At 64.1% G+C, this 17916-nt stretch carries 15 protein-coding genes; 10 read left to right on the plus strand and 5 right to left on the minus strand.

The annotated features are described in order from the left end of the window. Positions 1-174 precede the first annotated feature (174 nt). Genes ACWAT4_RS35755 through ACWAT4_RS35765 form a run of 3 tightly spaced genes read left to right on the plus strand, consistent with a single transcriptional unit; the run spans position 175 to position 3975 of the window. Positions 175-1674, plus strand: a complete 1500-nt coding sequence (locus ACWAT4_RS35755) for a DUF4153 domain-containing protein (RefSeq protein ID WP_212427641.1) — start codon at positions 175-177, stop codon at positions 1672-1674. A 13-nt stretch (positions 1675-1687) separates the two neighbouring features. Continuing rightward, on the plus strand, positions 1688-2392 hold the full coding sequence (locus ACWAT4_RS35760; RefSeq protein WP_212427640.1) for a response regulator transcription factor: 705 nt from the start codon (positions 1688-1690) through the stop codon (positions 2390-2392). After that, on the plus strand, positions 2389-3975 hold the full coding sequence (locus tag ACWAT4_RS35765) for an ATP-binding protein (RefSeq protein WP_449729282.1): 1587 nt from the start codon (positions 2389-2391) through the stop codon (positions 3973-3975). The genes ACWAT4_RS35760 and ACWAT4_RS35765 overlap by 4 nt, the downstream gene beginning before the upstream one ends. On the opposite strand, the gene ACWAT4_RS35770 is transcribed toward ACWAT4_RS35765, so the two are convergent. After that, positions 3972-4112, minus strand: coding sequence for a hypothetical protein (locus ACWAT4_RS35770; protein ID WP_007597071.1), 141 nt, complete (start codon positions 4110-4112; stop codon positions 3972-3974). The two genes, ACWAT4_RS35765 and ACWAT4_RS35770, sit on opposite strands and share 4 nt — an antisense overlap. 278 nt (positions 4113-4390) lie before the next feature. Here ACWAT4_RS35770 and ACWAT4_RS35775 point away from each other — a divergent pair, with 278 nt between their 5' ends. From ACWAT4_RS35775 to ACWAT4_RS35790, 4 genes are all read left to right on the plus strand, one after another. Continuing rightward, entirely contained in the window at positions 4391-4813 is a 423-nt protein-coding gene (locus tag ACWAT4_RS35775; protein WP_449729283.1) for a DUF3606 domain-containing protein, read from the plus strand. 407 nt (positions 4814-5220) lie between these two features. Further along, positions 5221-6870 (plus strand): S53 family peptidase, encoded by a 1650-nt coding sequence (locus ACWAT4_RS35780; RefSeq protein ID WP_212427637.1) that lies wholly within the window; start codon positions 5221-5223, stop codon positions 6868-6870. Between the two features lie 245 nt (positions 6871-7115). Further along, entirely contained in the window at positions 7116-7613 is a 498-nt protein-coding gene (locus tag ACWAT4_RS35785; RefSeq protein ID WP_249154579.1) for a hypothetical protein, read from the plus strand. A 224-nt stretch (positions 7614-7837) separates the two neighbouring features. Further along, on the plus strand, positions 7838-8818 hold the full coding sequence (locus tag ACWAT4_RS35790; RefSeq protein WP_449729284.1) for a helix-turn-helix domain-containing protein: 981 nt from the start codon (positions 7838-7840) through the stop codon (positions 8816-8818). A 49-nt stretch (positions 8819-8867) separates the two neighbouring features. Here the strand turns inward: ACWAT4_RS35790 and ACWAT4_RS35795 are convergent, their stop codons facing one another. Together ACWAT4_RS35795 and ACWAT4_RS35800 are read right to left on the minus strand one after the other, a co-directional pair. Further along, a complete protein-coding gene (locus tag ACWAT4_RS35795; RefSeq protein WP_449729285.1) occupies positions 8868-11018 on the minus strand; it encodes a methyl-accepting chemotaxis protein in 2151 nt (716 codons plus the stop codon). 56 nt (positions 11019-11074) lie between these two features. Beyond that, positions 11075-11350 (minus strand): hypothetical protein, encoded by a 276-nt coding sequence (locus ACWAT4_RS35800; protein ID WP_212297215.1) that lies wholly within the window; start codon positions 11348-11350, stop codon positions 11075-11077. Between the two features lie 385 nt (positions 11351-11735). Between ACWAT4_RS35800 and ACWAT4_RS35805 the strand changes: the two genes are divergently transcribed. Together ACWAT4_RS35805 and ACWAT4_RS35810 are read left to right on the plus strand one after the other, a co-directional pair. Then, positions 11736-12668 (plus strand): alpha/beta hydrolase, encoded by a 933-nt coding sequence (locus ACWAT4_RS35805; protein WP_449729286.1) that lies wholly within the window; start codon positions 11736-11738, stop codon positions 12666-12668. 214 nt (positions 12669-12882) lie between these two features. Then, entirely contained in the window at positions 12883-14106 is a 1224-nt protein-coding gene (locus ACWAT4_RS35810; RefSeq protein WP_449731308.1) for an ABC transporter substrate-binding protein, read from the plus strand. A gap of 71 nt (positions 14107-14177) precedes the next feature. On the opposite strand, the gene ACWAT4_RS35815 is transcribed toward ACWAT4_RS35810, so the two are convergent. Then, entirely contained in the window at positions 14178-15740 is a 1563-nt protein-coding gene (locus ACWAT4_RS35815) for an adenylate/guanylate cyclase domain-containing protein (protein ID WP_212427633.1), read from the minus strand. A 179-nt stretch (positions 15741-15919) separates the two neighbouring features. On the opposite strand from ACWAT4_RS35815, the gene ACWAT4_RS35820 reads away from it, so the two are divergent. Beyond that, the gene (locus ACWAT4_RS35820; RefSeq protein ID WP_449729287.1) at positions 15920-17011 is read left to right on the plus strand and encodes an enolase C-terminal domain-like protein; all 1092 of its coding nucleotides are present in this window, start codon (positions 15920-15922) and stop codon (positions 17009-17011) included. Positions 17012-17017: 6 nt separating this feature from the next. Here the strand turns inward: ACWAT4_RS35820 and ubiV are convergent, their stop codons facing one another. Continuing rightward, the gene (ubiV, locus tag ACWAT4_RS35825; protein WP_449729288.1) at positions 17018-17908 is read right to left on the minus strand and encodes a ubiquinone anaerobic biosynthesis protein UbiV; all 891 of its coding nucleotides are present in this window, start codon (positions 17906-17908) and stop codon (positions 17018-17020) included. Between the last annotated feature and the right edge of the window lie 8 nt (positions 17909-17916).

Genomic DNA, 17916 nt, shown 5'->3' on the forward strand with positions numbered 1-17916 from the left:
AGGAGTGGCGAATGCCTCGCACCTATCAAGGCGATTTGCGCTGGGCGAGAGGCAAAATCGCGCCTGCACGAAAACTGCAAAAGACTCCTGAAACCGTGCAGACGAAGGCCCCGGCTTCTGCGCAAGAGCCGTCCAAAGTTCGTGACGCTACCCATCACGAAAGGTCACCTGCACATGACGAGCCTTGCTACGACGATCGCAGCGGACATCCGGCCGACCAGGTACTCCTCGATTCCGGCCAAGGTCGGCCTCGCGCTGGTGCTGGCCGCGCTCGCCGACTGGTTGTTTTATGGTGAGCGGATCGGGCTGTCGCTTTCACTCTTCGCGATCGTGACGTCTTGCGTGTCCGTGCTCTTCAATCATACGACCTTAAACCGGCGCCGCGCCGTGATCGGCGCAGCCATTCTCGTCGCAGGCCTGGCGCCAGCTATCGAAGAGCTCAATCCGCTGTCGTTTCTGATCCTGATCACCGCGCTGCTGATGGCCCTGCTGCTCGCGACCAATCCTGAGACGACCGGCCTCGTGGACCGCCTCCGGGCGTTGCGCAACTTCGTCCTGTTGGGTCCCTTCAGATTCTTCCCCGACGCACTCCAGATCTTCAACATGTCGGCGTTCACCCGCGGCGTCGCACTCTGGCTGCTGCCGGCGGCGCTGGGCACAGTCTTTGTTGCCCTGTTCGCCGTGGCCAACCCCGTGATCGAGCATTGGATGTCCCTGCTCAATCCGATGGTCATCATCGACTATATCAGCATCCCGCGCGTGCTGTTCTGGACTGTGATGCTGGCACTGGTCTGGCCGTTCATCCACGTGCGCTGGCGGCGCAGGACGATCGTAACGGCGGCCGTCGACGATGTCCCCGCGCCGCCGCCGCTTCCGCCGCTCGTCTCGGCCGAGTTTCTGGGACCATCGACGATTTTGCGTTCGCTGATCCTGTTCAACCTCCTGTTCGCGACACAGTCCATTCTCGACGGCCTCTATCTCTGGGGCCATCTGACGCTACCTGCCGACATGACCTATGCTGCCTACGCCCATCGCGGCGCCTATCCGCTGATCGCAACCGCCCTGCTCGCCGCCGCTTTCGTGCTGGTTGCGATGCGTCCGGGCGGGCCGGCTGAGAAATCGACGATAATCCGTCCGCTGGTCTACATCTGGGTGGGCCAGAACGTCCTGCTGGTCGCGTCCTCCATCCTCCGGCTCGATCTCTATGTCGATATCTATATGCTGACCTATTGGCGCATCGCTGCCTTCATCTGGATGGGGCTGGTCGCGCTGGGGCTGGTCCTGATCGTCGCCCGGATCGTGCTCAACCGGTCCAACCGGTGGCTGGTCAGCGCCAATCTAATCGCGTTAACGATCGTGCTGTATGGCTGCTCGCTGGTGAACTTCGACGCATTTATCGCCGACTATAATGTCGTCCACAGCCGGGAGGTTTCGGGCAGAGGCATGCCGATCGATACTCGCTATCTCGCGCAGATCGGACCGCAGGCCCTGCCTGCGATCGAGAGGATGATGCAGATTCGCGCCGACAGCACCCTTGTTGGATGCCACGATCGCCTTGTAGAAACTCAGCGCATGGACATGGCTTGGCGAACCTGGGGCTTTCGGAGCTGGCGGCTGCAGCGCAGGCTGGAGGCCGAGGCGAGAGGCCAGTCCGGCCGCAAGCCGGCCGGGTGAGCGGAGAGTTTCCTTGGCGCACCGCATTCTCATCGTCGACGACGAGGGCCACATCCGCGAAGTCATCCGCGTCGCCCTGAAGAAGGCCGGCATGGATGTGATCGAGGCGCGCGACGGCAAGGAGGCGCTGACCCGCTTTGCCGCCGACAAGCCCGACCTGATCGTGCTCGACATCGGCATGCCCGAGTTCGACGGCCTCGACGTCTGCCGCGAGATCCGCAAGGGCTCCGATGTCCCGATCCTGTTCCTGTCGGCGCGCGATGAGGAGATCGACCGCATCCTCGGCCTCGAGATCGGCGGCGACGACTACGTCACCAAACCGTTCAGCCCGCGCGAGCTGGTGGCGCGGGTCAATGTGATCCTGCGCCGCCTCAGCCCGCGCAACGGCGAGGCCAAGGCCGGACCGGCCGCACTATCGCAAGGCGCCCTGCTGATCGATCCCGAGCAGCACGTCGCAACCTTTGCCGGCACGCCGCTGAAGCTGACCGCGATCGAGTTCGGCATCCTGCTCGCGTTTCTGGCCCGGCCAACCTCGATGTTCAACCGAGAGCAGCTGATGCGGGCGGCCTATCAGCTCAATATCCAGGTCTCCGACCGCACCATCGACAGCCACATCCGCAACATCCGCGCCAAGCTCGCGGCGCTCGCTTGCGACAACGTGATCGAGACCATCCACGGCGTCGGCTTCAAGCTCGGCCGCTGCGAGAAAGAGGCATGAGCGCGGCGCCCGACAAATGGCGGCCGTCGCTGGGGCTTGTAATCTTCGCGGTGCTCGCCACCGTTGCGGTGCTGCCGCTGGTCGGCCTGTTCTTCTTCCGCCTTTACGACAACCAGCTGATCCGCCAGACCCAGGCCGAGCTGATCGCCCAGAGCCGCGTGCTGGCGACGATCTACGCGCAGGAGGTCACGGCAAGGCTCGACAGCGGCCTGACGCTCGGCGCCGAGGTGCCGCCGAACGTGCTGCCTGACCCCGGCGACCCCGTGACGCCGATCCGCCCAGCACTCGATCTCACCGCCAACGATCTCTTGCGCCGCCGCGCGGATGCGCTGCCTGCGTCCCAGCCGGCGCAGGCGGCCTATGTCGAGATCGGGGCAAAGCTGACGCCGATCATCCGCGAAACGCAGAAGGTGACGCTGGCCGGCTTTCGCATCCTCGATCCGCAGGGCGTGGTGATCGCCGGACGGCAGGAGGTCGGGCAATCGCTCGCCCATATCGAGGAAGTCGCGGACGCGCTGCACGGGCAGTACCGCGCGACCTTGCGCAACCGCGTGCCGGACAAGCCGCCGCCACCGATCTATTCCTTCAGCCGCGGGCTTGGCGTGCACGTGTTCTCGGCGATGCCAGTCATCGTCGACAACCGCGTCGCAGGCGTGATCTACACCACGCGGACCCCGAGCAACATCTTTGACCATCTCTACCAGGAGCGGGCCAAGTTCGTGCTGGCGGGGCTTGCGGTGGTCCTCGGCACGATTGCGATTGGCCTGGTATTCTCACGCACCATCACGCTGCCGATGCGCGAGCTGATCAATCGTGCCGCCAGAATCAGCCGCGGCGACCGCGAGGCATTTCAGCCGCTCCGGCATTACGGCACACGCGAGTTCGCGCAGCTCTCGCACAGCTTTCTCGGCATGGCCGAGCAGCTGGCGCGGCGATCGGACTATATCGCGACGTTCTCGGCCCACCTCACCCATGAGCTGAAGTCACCGCTGACCTCGATCAAGGGCGCGGCCGAGCTGTTGCAGGATTCGTTTCAGGGCAAGCCCGAAGGCCTGACGCCATCGGAGCAGCGGTCCTTCATCGCCAACATCCTGTCGGACACAAAGCGGCTGGAGGCGATGGCGCAGCGGCTGCGGGAGCTCGCCCGCGCCGAAAGCCTGCCGCAGAACGAGCGCACCGAGCTTGCGCCCGTCATCGCCGACCTCAGGGGCCGGTTTCCGGCGAGCGCCATCGAGGCCAGCGGCAGCCTCGACCGGGCAATCGGCATGTCCGGCGAGAAGGCGCTGATGGTGCTGTCGCACCTCGCCGACAACGCGATGCGGCACAAGGCCCGGACAATCAGGCTGGAGGCGGTGGACGAACGGACGACCCTGCGGCTGACGGTGAGCAATGACGGTGAGCCGATCTCGGCGCCGAATCGCGACAGGATCTTTGACGCGTTCTTCACGACCCGGCGCGACGAGGGCGGCACCGGCATGGGGCTCGCGATCGCGCGCGCGGTGATGGCAAGCCATGGCGGCTCGATCAGGCTCAAGTCCTCCGAGGAGGGCGTCGCCTTCGAGCTGCAGTTTCCGGTCGCCTAGATCGCGAACACCCAGGCGGCGACGATGGTGCCGATGGTGACGAGACCAGCGATGGTCCAGCCGGCGGCATATTCCAGCTCAGGATGACCGGTCGCCCGCATGATCTCTGCCGGATCGGCGGTATGCTTCTCTGCCATGACTGCCTCGCACGTGTTTTCCCGTGTCATGGATAAGTCGCACCAGCCGCGATTAGGTTCCGTCACGGACGCGCGAGTGGCAAAAAAGTCGAAAACAACCCCATGCAAAGTAGAATGACCTCGCCGCCGCCGGCCCGGCTCACGCGCCACAACCATTTGAGCCGACGCGGTAAAACCGCCGCCCCGCGTCAATCGCCGCGCGCGCGTCATCTTGCGCTGCAAAATCGGATTGCATGCTAGACTGGACGCACGCAGATCCCAGGGCAGGAGAGAGGCATATGGCCGACGACAAGACCAAGCGGGGCGGAGTGGACCGCAAGCTGATTGCGCTCACCGAGAGATACGAAGTCGCCTACTGGTCGAAGAAATTCAAGGTGACGCCGGCCAAGCTGAAATATGCGGTCAAGAAGGTCGGCCATTCCGCAACGAAGGTCGAAGACTACATCAAGCTCCAGAAGCACCGCGCTGCCGACAAGAGCCGGATCGCGCTCGGCGAGGCCTATGAAGTCCGCTACTGGTCGAAGAAGTTCAAGATCACGCCGGCCAGGCTGAAGGCCGCCGTCGCTGCCGCCGGCCATTCTTCCAAGAAGGTCGAGGCGTATCTGATCGCGCAGAAGGCGGCGAAGAGGAAGGCGGCCAAGAAGGCAGCGAAGAAGACTGCAAAGAAGAAGACATCCGCCTCGCGAAAGAAGGCCGCCTGAATCGCCGGACCATACGCTCCAGCCTGACACATCAGCCGGCGTGCAACGCCGGCTCGCGCACGCGCTGCGATTGTGACGATTGTGACGATTCTAGCAAGTCGGATCGCCAACTACGTCAGATCGATTGGCTCATCGACGCTGCGCGCCTGCGATAATCTGACGCAATTGTGAGACGCGCACTGCGCGATCGGCTTTGCCGCGCCAGCATCCCGCTGTTAGGATGCATTCCTTAAACTTACTATTTTAGGTTTGGCATACTGACGTGCTGGTAGTTTCTGCCGGCACACCACGATTCATTTTCGAACACCTGAACACTTTCGAACAGACAGAACCCACGAACGCACAGCACTCGCGTTCGCAATTGCCAATTCCCGGTTCGTCAACCACCCGTGCAAGGAGGAAATACTATGTCCCCTAGTGCAACACCCCACATGGTCGAGCTTCCCAACTCCGTCCATCAACTGCCGACAGGCTCGAAGGCGATGCGCCGAACCAACGGCCAGCGCTGGATCGAGCTGACGCTCGGCGTCAAGCGCTCAGCCGATCTGCCCGATCTGTCCGATCTCGACAACAAGCTTCCCAAGGCGCGCAAATACATGACGCGCGATCTGCTCGCGAGCAAATACGGCTCCGATCCCAAGGCCATCAAGTCGATCGAGGATTTTGCCAAGGCGCACAAGCTCGTCGTCACCCGCAACGAGCCCGCCGCCGCGCGGCTCGGGATCGCCGGGACGGTCGACGACGTCAGCGACGCCTTCGGCGTCACGCTGTTCGACTATTCCCATCCGCATCTCGGCGATTTCCACGCCCGCACCGGCCCGGTGCACGTCCCGGCCGAGGTCGGCGATGCCATCACCGGCGTGTTCGGGCTGAACAACCACCGCGTGATGCGCCGCTCGCGCCATTCGGCACGCGCCGCGGCGCCGGATTTCGCCAGCTCGGTACGGCACTGGTTCGTTCCGACCGAGCTCGGCACCATCTACGACTTCCCCCAGATCGATGCGAGCAAGCAATGCATCGGCCTGCTGGAGTTCGGCGGAGGCGTCGAGACGCCTGACGTCGCGGCCTATTTCACCAAGATCGGCGTGCCCGCGCCGGAGGTGGCCGTCATCGCGGTCGACGGTGTCTCGACCGATCCGGCCGGTGATCCGGATTCGACCGGTGAGGTGATGCTGGACGTCGACGTCGCCGGCGCGCTCGGTGGCGGCGCCAAGATCGCTACCTATTTCTCGACCTTCGACGAGAAGGGTCTGGTCGATTGCCTCGCCAAGGTCGTCAGCGATTCCGTCAACGATCCTTCCGTCGTCTCGATCAGCTGGGGCTGGGACGAGAACCAGGCCTTCAACAACAGCGGCGTGATCTGGTCGCCGGCGGCGATCGACCATTGCAACCACAGCTTCCTTGCGGCCGCCCATCTCGGCATCACGTTCTGTGTATCGACCGGCGACGACGGCTCGGAAGCGCAGATGCAGGACGGCCGTGCGCATGTGAATTTCCCCGCAACCAGTCCCTACGTGCTGGCCGTGGGCGGAACGACGCTCCATGCGCGCGCCAACGCCAAGAAGCAGGTGCAGATCACCGAGACCGTCTGGAACGACGGACCGGGAAGCGGCACCGGCGGCGGCGTCAGCGACATCACACCGGTCCCGGCCTGGCAGAGGGGCATCGTGCCGAAGTCGGTCAATCCCAGGCACTTCGCCGGACGCGCGATCCCTGATGTCGCGGCCAATGCCGATCCGGCAACGGGTTATCTGACGATGTCGGGCGGCAAGCTCGGCATTGTCGGCGGCACCAGCGCGTCCGCGCCGCTCTGGGCCAGCCTGGTCGCCCGGATCAACGCCTCGCTCGGCGCACGGTCCGGCAATTTCAATGCCCTGCTGTATTCGAAGTTCGGGCCAGCCGGCGTGCTGCGCGACATCACGGTGGGCAACAATGACACCGACGGCCTGCTCGGCGGGCAATACAAGGCGGGCCCGGGATGGGACGCCTGCACCGGCTGGGGCGTGCCGGATGGCAAGAAGCTTCTCGCGGCACTTCAGGGAGGGCCGAGCAGCTAGCCGATCTTTCTCTGGCGCAGGCGGGCGATCGTTCGCCTGCGCAACAGATCGATAACCGGCCGCGTCCATCCAACGCGGCCGGCATCGTGTTGTTCGCACCGGCATCCAGCGGAGCCGCGGCCACCGCGGTCGTTCGCAGCATCGGCAAATCCGCCACGATGCGGCCTTCCCCTGGATAGGACATCCGTCATAGGCTCGGCGTGCCATCGCGGCGACGAAGCCGTGACCTTCGAGGAGAGACGCTCATGAGACGCGCGATGTCGTCCTGCCTCGCCGGTGCCATGCTCGTGGCCGGCGCCTCTCCCGTCGCGGCGGCATCCGGCACTGCGCCGACGAAAATCTCGGGCTCCACGGCGCTCGCGCTCGCAGGTGTGATCGCGCCGCTGTCGCCGATCCTGTCGGGCGCCGAGAAGAAGGCGGTGGCGATGCTGTTCGCGGCCAACGCCGACATCCCCTACAGGAAGCCGATCGTGGTAACCGCGGACAGGATCGTTTGCCGAACCAGCAATGTCGACATCACCTTGCGCAATTGCGAGGTCACCTTCGGCAAGAAGGTCAAGACTGTGAACGGGTCTACGGCCAACGAGATTTTCGCGACCGAGGCCCTGGCGGGAATTCCTGCCGACGGTGCGGCCGGATCGAATTTCGAGAGCCTGAGCAAGCTGAGCTGCACCATCGACCCCAATGCGATCAGGCAGAAGGACGGCAGCGGCGCGGATTGCACGTTCCAGCCGGGCAATTGATTCCATAACGGCCGAACGGCCAGGAATGGCGCCGCGCCTGCAGCGATTTGCCGATTTTCGATATGCGCCAAAAGCGCGCGGTGCACCTCATACGATCGGAGCACCGTCAACATTTGCTGCTGGCATCGAGCGATGCGACGCATGACTTGGCGAATGCAATTCGAGATTGGTGGCACTGCCTGAGCGAATCCGTAGATTTGCGCGCGTAGCTTCGGGTGCTTCGTTTGCCGGGTTCAAGGGACGTCACTTATCTGGACAAGTATGCGGCCGTGCATTCGCACGACAGCGAGCTTGCGCGCGACCGCCTGTTCAGCGTCTACGGCGCGGACGGCTTCGACAAGGGAAGTGGAGACTTCGGCATCCGCGCCAACTACGCCAGGCTGACGGCCGTGGGTCTCGGCTTCTGCTCTTATGATGCTCCAGTCACGGTGAGTTTTCCCGAGGCGAGCTTCGTCAGGCAATTCTTCTCCATCCAGGGCCGCGCCAACTTCACGACGTCGCGCGGAGGCGGCGCGATCGGTGCCTGGACACCCATCGTCTCCGGAAACTCAAGGCTGCGACTTCAATTTGGCGAAGACTATCGGCAATTGGTTCTGCGCATCGACACACTGGCGCTCGAACACACCATGAAGGCCCTCGCCGGCGACGCAAGCGACCGACGGCTCGAACTGTCCGAATCCGATCCGAATCCCTCCAGCATGTCGCTCTTCCGGCGACAGGTATTCCATCTCGCCGAGGAGCTGGAGACGTTTGCGGATCAATACTCGCCGCTTGCCCGAGCCGAGCTCGAGCGCGACCTCGTCGTCAGATTTCTTCTCGGCCATGAGCACAACTTCTCGGACCTGCTCAGGCGTGAACCGCGCAGCGCAGGACGCAGCGTCGTCGACAAGATCGAGGCCTTCATCGAGGCCAATTGGAGCCGGCCGATCGATCTCGACGAAATCGCTGAAGTCGCCAATGTCGGCGTTCGTACCGTGTTTCGCGAATTCGCGCGGGCCGGCAAGGGATCTCCGGCTCAATTCGCCAAGCGCGTACGATTGCAACGGGCCGCGGAATTTCTGCGCTCTCCGGTGGAAACCACCAGTGTCACCGGCGTCGCCTTCCGTTGCGGCTTCCAGAATGTCGGCCGCTTTGCCGCCGATTATCTGCGGCTCCACGGCGAATTGCCGTCCGAAACCCTGAAGCGCGCCTCGTCGTCGCAATAGCAGCCGCGGCGATCGTTCACCGCGGCCGGCTGTTCTGCCCAGATGCCGTTCAGGCCGCGCGAATGGTCGCCAGGAATTTGTCGACCTCAGTCTTGAGCCGGTTGCTCTCGATCGCCAGCGATTGCGCCGAGGACAACACCTGGGACGACGCCGATCCCGTGTCCGATGCGCCGCGCTGGACGTTGGTGATGTTCGACGATACGTCCTGGGTGCCCCTCGCGGCCTGCTGCACGTTGCGGGAGATTTCCTGGGTCGCAGCGCCCTGCTCTTCCACCGCAGCGGCGACCGCCGCCGATATCTCGGAGAGGCTTCCGATCGTTGCCCCGATCGTCTCGATCGCCGCAACGGACTCCTGGGTCGCCACCTGAATACCGGTGACCTGCTGGCTGATCTCTCCGGTGGCCTTGGCGGTCTGCTCCGCCAGCGCCTTGACCTCGGAGGCCACGACGGCAAAGCCCCGGCCGGCGTCGCCGGCGCGCGCCGCTTCGATCGTCGCGTTCAGCGCCAGAAGGTTGGTCTGCCCCGCGATATTGCTGATCAGCTCGACCACATCGCCGATCCTGCCGGCCGCGCGCGACAATTCGCTGACACGGTCGTTGGTCTGCCGGGCCTGATTGACCGCTTCTGCCGCCATCCTGGCGGAATCCTGCACGCGATGGCCGATCTCGGTCACCGAGGAAGACATCTGCTCGGTCGCCGACGCCACCGACTGTACGTTGGTGGACGCCTCTTCGGACGCCGCGGCGACGGCAATCGAAAGCTGCTGCGTCGATTCCGCCGTGCCGGTGAGCGTACCGGCGGCGGCCTCGAGCTCGGTGGAGGCCAAGGCAACGGTCTCGATGATGTTGCCCACGGCAGCCTCGAACTCTCCCGCCATCCTGTGCATGTCGATCCGGCGCTGGTCGGCGGCCCGCTTCTCCAGGTCCCGCTGCGCCTCCCGGTCGAAGCCGAGCTTGGCCTGAAGCGCCTGGACCGCGCGCAACGCCAGCCCAGCCTCGTCGTCACGCTCGACGTTGACGCGACTGTTGAAAACGCCCTGGCCAATTTTCGACATGATATCGTTCAGATGCGCCAGGGGCCGCGAAATGGCGCGAATTGTCGCCAGTGACAGCAGGGCGGCGACGAGCAGGCCCAGGCACAGGGCGGCAATCGCGATCACATTCGAGACGATGAACGAGGCTTCGGCCGCGTCGAATTCCGCCTTCGCTTCCTTGACCTGGATCGCGACCAGCCGATCCATGTCGGCCTTGGCGGCGCCGAAGAGCTCGGCGGCCCGGCCCGTCATGTGCGCATTCAACTCATCGAGCTTGCCGTCGGCCAGCATGGCGAGAGCCGGCTTGAGGCCTCGCTCGACATACGCGATCCGGTTCGGTGCGAACGAGTCCGCAACCGACTTCTCCTCCGGCGTAAGATAGGTCGCCATGTAGTCCGACCACAGCTTGTCGATCCGTCCGGCGTTGGCGTCGATCACGCCTTGAGCGTTCGAGACGACGCGGCCGCTGCGGGCTTCGATCGCCGATCGAAGGATGGCGAGCGAATTCTCCTTCATGCGGTCGTTGATCTCGAACAATTGGGCCAGCGGTACCGAGCGGTCCTCATAGATCGACTGGGCATGCCGATTGACCTGGCTCATCCCGATCAATCCGGCGGCACCGATGATCCCCATGGACAGCGACAGGATGCCGACCAACGAGACCAGTCGCGCCTTCAGGGTCTTCGTGAACGGCGAGAAGACATCGAGCAACGAGCGCTTGCGGATCATGCCGGCCTCGATCTTGAAGGCACCCGCCTTCTTGTCGCGGATCGCAGCATAGACGCGCTCGGCCTGCTCGCGCTGATCCGCAGGCAGCTTGGTCCGGATCGACATGTAACCGACCAGCTGACCTTCTTCCCAGATCGGCGTCGCGCTCGCCAGCACCCAATAGAAGTCGCCGTTCTTGCGGCGATTCTTGACCGCACCTGCCCAGGGCCTTCCGGCCTTCAAGGTGTCCCAGAGATTGGCGAAGGCTTCCGGCGGCATATCGGGATGCCGGACGATGTTATGGGGCTGGCCGGCCAGCTCCTGCTCGGTGAAGCCGGACGCCTCGACAAACTGATCGTTGAAATAGATCAGCTTGCCCTTGAGGTCGGTCTTGGAGACGATCAGCGTCTCGTCCATCAGCGGATACTCGGTGGCGGTGACAGGCAAATTGGTACGCATCGGTTATCTTTCCGGCAACATTGGCCTTTGGGTACAAATTGAGCGGGTCGGCGCGGCTAGATCTGCAGGATCTTGAGATGGACGATTTCGAGCAGACGTCGCGTCCGCTTGATTTGGTCCGAGAATTCCCGGCGCTTCTCCGGATCGCGAATCCGCGGTTCGACTTCATGGGCATGCTCGATCGCGAGCTCGAACTGGCCGGCCAGCCGACTGAGCGCATTCCGGGCGCTGACGCGCAGCGCGCCGGGCTCGATCCCCGACGAACGATCGCAACGTTCGATCGACGCATCGACGTCCTGCCGCTGCGCGCGAAACTGTATGATGTTCGACATGCTATTCTCCCGCGCGGAAGATCCGGCCCGCGGGATCGCTAGTATACGAATCGAGTTATCAGGGTATTTGACCGATCTACGACACTCTGGCCGGATTCTGACACGCGCGTTAAGCCGACCATGACGTTTGATGGTAACGGGATCGCTCTCATAAAGACGAGGCTAATAAGCCTGTCGAAAATCGGCAATCGAGCGAACATCGAGACATTGCTCTGGTCGACTGTTACCGGCACGGGCGCCACGCGTTCACTCCAGAGACGGAGCCGGACATAGCGGCAGAACCGACATGCCGTGAAATTGCCCAAAGGGGACTAACTAATAAGGCGAATTGAAAAGACAGGCCCGACGCACGAGCCATGATCGGGAACGCAAGGCCGGCACCGACATGAAGAGTTCCCTGGCATTTTTTCTCTTTCTGACCATGACAGCAGCTTCGGCGCAGGGCGTGACGCCGGTGCGACCAACCGCGCCGTCCGATCTCGTCCCGGTCGGCCTCACCGATAACGACACCACCGCCGGCGGCGTCGCGCGGCTGTGCGAGCAGGTCACCTTCTCGCGCGGCCTGCGCTATGGCGACAGCGAGGCCAACGTGCTCGACGTCGCGACCAGCGAGACCACCAAGGCGGACACGCCGCGGCCGGTGCTGCTGTTCGTGGCCGGCGACACTTTTACCGGCGACCACGGCGCACCGGACCTGTCCCGCGACATCCAGGACGAGGCGATGTGCTTTGCCGCGCGCAACGGCATGATCGGGGTGCACGTGAACTACCGCCTGGCGCCGGCGGCGGCCTGGCCGATGGGCGCGACCGACGTCGCGGCGGCGCTGTCCTGGATCCACGGCAATATCGATTTGTTCAACGGCGATGCGCGCGAGATCGTCGCAGTCGGCTACGGCGCCGGCGCCTTCCATGTCGCAAGCCTCTTGGCCCATCCCGAGCTCCAGGCCGACCGCGCCGATGTCGCCGCGATCGTGCTGGTGTCCGGCATCTACCGCGCCGGCAAGGACGCCAGTGACAACGAGAAGGCCTATTTCGGCACTGACGCCGCTCAATATGACAAGCGCTCGGTGTTTCCCGGCATCCTCAATGTCGACGCGCCAATCGTGCTGGCCTGGGCCGCGAACGATCCCGCAAACCTGGTCGCGCAAGGCGAGACCCTGAAGAAGACGCTGTGCGGCGCCGGCCACTGCCCGCGCACCACGCTGTTGCGGAGCCGCGACGGCATCGCGGCTGCGTTTGGGCTGGATGGCTCCGGCGATAGTCTGGCTGAACCGACGCTGCTGCTGGTGCATCAGCTGGAGGCGCGCGGGCTACCGTAGGGCCTCGCGGGAATCCACCGTCACCATTTGCTGGGCCAGCCCTCTCCGGAGGGTTAGGGAGAGGGGTACCACACGGGGGCTCTCTCAGCAGCGCGTCAACACACCTGCCGCTTCGTTCGGGGTGCCACAGGATTGCCAAACGCTTGACGTAGATCAAGCAGCCTGGGTGCGGATTGAGCCGACCTCGTCGGGGGCCAACGACAAGGTGTCGAGCATGCGCGTCACCGGCAGACTGCTGTTCGTTTTCATCGCCGCTCTCGCCTCACTCGGGGCGATGTCACAGCAACGTGCGGAGCAAGCGGCTGACGACAAAAACATCCGCATCGGCAACATCGTGCCCTATTCGGGGCCGCTTTCGGAATTCGGCGCGATCGGCAAGGCGGAAGCCGCCTATTTCGACATGATCAACGATCGCGGCGGCATCAACGGCCGCAAGATCCGCTTCATCACCCGCGACGACAATTCCGATCCCGCAACTGCGCTGGAGCTGACGCGTGATCTCGTCGAGAAGGACGGCGTGCAGCTGATGTTCGGCTCGTTCGGCACGCCCGGCAATCTCGCCACGCGCTGGTACCTGAACGAGAAGCAAATCCCGCAGCTGTTCCTCGCCTCCGGCGATGAGGAGTTGAGCCAGGCCAGGGCGTTTCCATGGACCATGGGCTGGCAGCCGTCATTCCGCTCGGAGGGGCGCATCTACGCCAACTACATCCAGGCCTATTATCCCCGGAAGAAGATCGTGGTGCTCTGGCAGAACGACCAGTTCGGCCGCATGCTCTACAAGGGCATCCAGGAAGGTCTCGGCGAGTTGAACCGTCACGTCCTCGTCGACGTCGCTTTCGACATCTCGGACGAGCATCTCGAAAGTCACGTCTCGATCCTCAAGCGCGCGGGAGCCGACATCTTCGTCTTCCTGGGCGTGCCGTCGACGGCGTCCAAGGTGATCCAGCTGGCGGCCTCGCTGAACTGGCACCCGGTCTTCATCGTCAACGATGCCTCGGCCTCGATCGCCAATGCGATGGCGCCTGCGGGCCTGGAGAATTCGGCTGGCGTGATCTCGGCGGCCTTTCTGAAGGATCCGAGCGATCCGGCATGGAAGGACGATCCCGCCATGAAGGACTGGTTCGCTTTCATGGACAGGTACCACAAGGTCGAAAGCACCAACAACAGCGCGGCGCTCTATGGCTATGCCGCGGCGGAGGCACTGACCAAGGTGCTGAGGCAGTGTGGCGACGACTTCTCGCGCGAGAACATCATGCGTCAGGCAGCATCGCTGCGGGATTATCATCCCTCCGTTGCACTGCCCGATATCAGGATGAACACCTCCCCGGACAGCTATCTGCCGATCAGGCAGATGCGGCTGGTGCAATTTGACGGGCGCTCGTGGCAGCCGTTCGGGGCGGTGATCGAGACGGCGTTCACGGAAGGCATGGCGCGGTGAGCTGACTCAATCGGTCGTCATGCCGGGCTTGGCCCGGCCATGACGCCGTGGAGGCTTCTGCGACCCAAAGCTCACGCCGGCTTCAGCGAGGCCAACGCACTCTCCAGCAACAAACGCACCCGCGCGGCGTCGCCGGACTTCACCACCGCGGGATCGAGATAGAGCTCGAGGCCCGGCGCGCGCTCCGTGATGACGCCGCTCCGCTCCGCCGCCGCGTCGTTCAGCGCATCCACCGAGTACGGGATCACCTCGCGGCTGATGCCCTTCATGGTGATGGCGGGCAGCGCATGGGCGCGGACGATGTCGCTGACGAGCGCGAAGCTCTCGTAGCTCAGCACGATGCCGCCGGGCTCGGCGATCGATTGCAGGCGTGCGGCGAGGTTCGCTTCCGCACCGATGATGGTGTAGTCCATGCGGTCGCTGCTGCCGAAATTGCCGACATTGCAATAGCCGGAATTGATGCCCATGCGCGAGCGGAACGGCTGCTCGATGCCGGAGGCCCGCCATTTCGCATTGAGCTCGGTGAGACGCTGCTGCATGCGCCAGGCCATCTGCAGGCAGGCCTGCGCGTCGGCGCGATCGCCCTTGGTCTCGGGATCGCCGAAGAAGATCAACATGGCGTCGCCGATGAACTTGTCGACGGTGCCGCCATGCTCGTGCGCGATCGCCGACATCTCGGTAAAATATTCGTTGAGAAGCTGGGTCAGCAATTCAGGCTGAAGCCGCTCGGTGGTCGCGGTAAAATTCTGGATGTCGGAGAAGAAGATCGTGAGCTTCTTGCGCTCGGTGTGGATGGTGACGTCCTTCTGGCCGGAGAAGATGCTCTTGTAGACCTGCGGCGGAATGTAGCGCGAGATCTTCATGGAGAGCGACGCCAGGAAATCGTTGGCGGATTCGAGTTCCTTGTTCATGCCCTTGATGCGCCTGGCCTGGCGGCGCTGCAGCGAGAGGAACGACAGGCCGCAGCCGGCAGCGACCAGGAAATAGGCCAGCAGGAACTTGAACGAGAAGATGTTGGCGGCGATCGGCTGGGCGATGATGACTTCCTGGATGCCTCTGATGTCACCGACCTTCCAGTCCTTCTTCGGGCTTTCGGGGTGGCTGTTGTGGCAGCTGACGCAGGCCGGGCCCATCGTGACCGGCGCGACCAGGCGGACCTTGTCGGAGAACAGCGAGGTTTCGGTGTCGACGATCTTCTGCTCGGGATCGGCGCGCAGCGCGGCCAGCGCATCCTTCTCGAACTTGTCGAGCTGGTGCGGGGCGCGGTTCTGGAACGGGAAGTCCGAGACGAAGCGGTAGGTGATGTTCTCCTGCTGGGCGCCGATCACCCGTCCGAGCTCCAGCGACAGCGTCGCGGGGATCGGGACCGCGCCGGCAACCGACTCGTAATTGTGCACGACCCTGGTGGTGCCGTCAGGGTTGGCAAGGATGCGCCCGACCACGTTGGAGGCATAATAGCTGCGCACGCTGGTGATGACGGAGTTGAGATCGGCGGCCTGCCGGCGCAGCGCCGACTTGCTGAGCTCGGTCAGGTCCAGCCAGACCGCGAGCGGCAGAGCGAGCAGGAGGAAGGCGATCACGGCCCCTGTCAGGATGCCGCTCTTGCGCTGCTCTTCGGCGATCTCTCGTTTCACGTGATGGCTCCGTTGTCGGCGTTTTTGCCGCAAGCTTTTCGGGATTTGCGGCATAACATGCCGCGGCACAGAGCCAACAAACGCGTTCCCGCGCAACCCCATTTTATGGGGGGCGTGGCAAACATCTTTTCGTTTCATGACGAATGTTTAAGATCGGTATCAACCCGCCGGGAGATCCCATGACCGAAACTATCCGCATCAGGCGCTTCAACGCGCGCCCCGTGATCGTGCCGATGAATTTGCCGCTCAAGACCTCGACCGGGGCGGTGGCAAAGGCGCCGCTGGTGCTGATCGACTGCGAGACCGACCAGGGCGTGGTGGGTCATGCCTATCTGTTCTCGATCACGCCGTCGGCCTTGAGGCCGCTGACCGCCATGGTCATGGACATGTCGGAGCTGCTCGCCGGCGACGAGCTGCTGCCGTTCGAGGTCGAGCGCAAGCTGACCCAGCGCTTCACACTGCTCGGCCTCGCCGGCCTGCAGCGGCTGGCACAATCGGGCATCGACATGGCGGCATGGGACGCGCTGGCGCGCAGCAGAGGCCTGCCGCTGGCCCGCCTGCTCGGCGGGGCACCAAAACCGGTGAAAGCGTACAATTCGAAAGGCCTCGGTATCATGCCGGCCGGCGCGGCGGTGGAGGAAGCGCACAAGCTGCTGGCCGAAGGTTTTCAGGCCGCCAAGATTCGCGTCGGCCGCCCCGATGCGCGGGAAGATCTCGCCGTCGTGCGCGCAGTGCGCAAGGCCGTCGGCGACGAGGTGACGCTGATGTGCGACTACAATCAGGCGCTGACGGTGACCGAGGCGATCCTTCGCGGCGAGATGCTCGACGACGAGGGCCTGAGCTGGATCGAGGAGCCGATCCGCCACGACGACTATACGGGCTGCGCCCGCATCGCGGATGCGCTGCGCACGCCGGTCCAGATCGGCGAAAACTTCGACAGCGCGTTTTCGATGCAGGCTGCGCTGGCGGCGGAGGCCTGCGACTACGTGATGCCCGACGTGCAGCGCATCGGCGGCGTCACCGGCTGGCTCCGCGCTGCCGCGCTCGCGCATGCCGCCGGCATCGAGATGTCGACGCATCTGTTCTCGGAGGTCAGCGCGCAGCTGCTCTGCGTGACACCGACCGGGCAATGGCTGGAATATGTCGACTGGGCCGACGCGGTGCTGGCGACGCGGCTGAAGATCAGGGACGGCTTTGCGCTGCCGGGCGAGGAGCCCGGCAACGGCATCGAATGGGACGAGGCGGCGGTGAAGAAATATCTCGTGAGCTAGGTGCGGCTACGCTTGCGCGAAGGAAAAGCCGGGCTGGCCGCGGAGGAAGCCGTTGGCAAAGGCGACACCTGGATAGAGCTCCGACAGGCGGCCGCCGGCGTCTTCGGCCGATCTGCCCCCATCGAGCACATCGCGAAACGTCCTGGCGACCTCGACCATGTCGCAATCCTGCGGCGACAGCCGCAGCGAGCCGATGCGTGCCTCGCGCAGCGCCGCGATGTCGCCAATGAGATTGGTGCAGGCATGCGACAGGGTCTGGACACCGTTGACGGTGAGGAACTCCTGCTGGTCCAGCGTCTTCAGCGCGAGCCCGTCCGGGTCCTTTTCGCAGACGAAGCGGCAATTGTCCTTGGACAGCTTGTGCAGCCGCGCATGGTAGCAGCGTGCGGAGATCGCCAGCGGCACGCGGCCGAAGGCAAAGATCTCGATCAAGGCCTCGGGGACCGCCGCGGCGATCACCGCTGCTGACGAGATCGGCAGCTCGGGCGGCAGGCAGATTCGCGTGGCACCCTGCTGGACGTGAAAGGTCGCGCTGGTCTCGTTGTAGATGTTCGCGTAGGGGCCGATCGCGTGCGGCCGGCCTCGGATCGATCTGAGGCAGGTCAGGTCGTTGACCTCGACCAACGGGCCGTCCGTCGCGCAAAGCTCCTCGGTCTGGCGCCGCTCGCGCCGGAGCGACACCAGGATCAGCGAACCCAGCAGAACCTGCTTGCCGGCACCCTCGAGGCGCTCGATCACGTCAGGCAGATATTCCGTGAAGAACGGCGCCCGTTTCGAGCACACGATCTCGCCCACCGACACGACGTCGACCGGCGCCTCCTCGGCGATCCGGAAGTAGAAGTCGCGCCAGCGTTCCGGCGCCCAATTGTAGAGGACGGGCCCGAGACTAAGCTGCATCGGGTTTC

Source organism: Bradyrhizobium sp. T-1 (assembly GCF_053592855.1).

Coding starts and splice junctions, on each gene's coding strand:
- ACWAT4_RS35765 (WP_449729282.1), top strand. CDS start 2,389: ATGAGCGCGGCGCCCGACAAATGGCGGCCGTCGCTGGGGCTTGTAATC.
- ACWAT4_RS35755 (WP_212427641.1), top strand. CDS start 175: ATGACGAGCCTTGCTACGACGATCGCAGCGGACATCCGGCCGACCAGG.
- ACWAT4_RS35770 (WP_007597071.1), bottom strand. CDS start 4,112: ATGGCAGAGAAGCATACCGCCGATCCGGCAGAGATCATGCGGGCGACC.
- ACWAT4_RS35785 (WP_249154579.1), top strand. CDS start 7,116: ATGAGACGCGCGATGTCGTCCTGCCTCGCCGGTGCCATGCTCGTGGCC.
- ACWAT4_RS35805 (WP_449729286.1), top strand. CDS start 11,736: ATGAAGAGTTCCCTGGCATTTTTTCTCTTTCTGACCATGACAGCAGCT.
- ubiV (WP_449729288.1), bottom strand. CDS start 17,908: ATGCAGCTTAGTCTCGGGCCCGTCCTCTACAATTGGGCGCCGGAACGC.
- ACWAT4_RS35820 (WP_449729287.1), top strand. CDS start 15,920: ATGACCGAAACTATCCGCATCAGGCGCTTCAACGCGCGCCCCGTGATC.
- ACWAT4_RS35810 (WP_449731308.1), top strand. CDS start 12,883: ATGCGCGTCACCGGCAGACTGCTGTTCGTTTTCATCGCCGCTCTCGCC.
- ACWAT4_RS35800 (WP_212297215.1), bottom strand. CDS start 11,350: ATGTCGAACATCATACAGTTTCGCGCGCAGCGGCAGGACGTCGATGCG.
- ACWAT4_RS35775 (WP_449729283.1), top strand. CDS start 4,391: ATGGCCGACGACAAGACCAAGCGGGGCGGAGTGGACCGCAAGCTGATT.
- ACWAT4_RS35795 (WP_449729285.1), bottom strand. CDS start 11,018: ATGCGTACCAATTTGCCTGTCACCGCCACCGAGTATCCGCTGATGGAC.
- ACWAT4_RS35780 (WP_212427637.1), top strand. CDS start 5,221: ATGTCCCCTAGTGCAACACCCCACATGGTCGAGCTTCCCAACTCCGTC.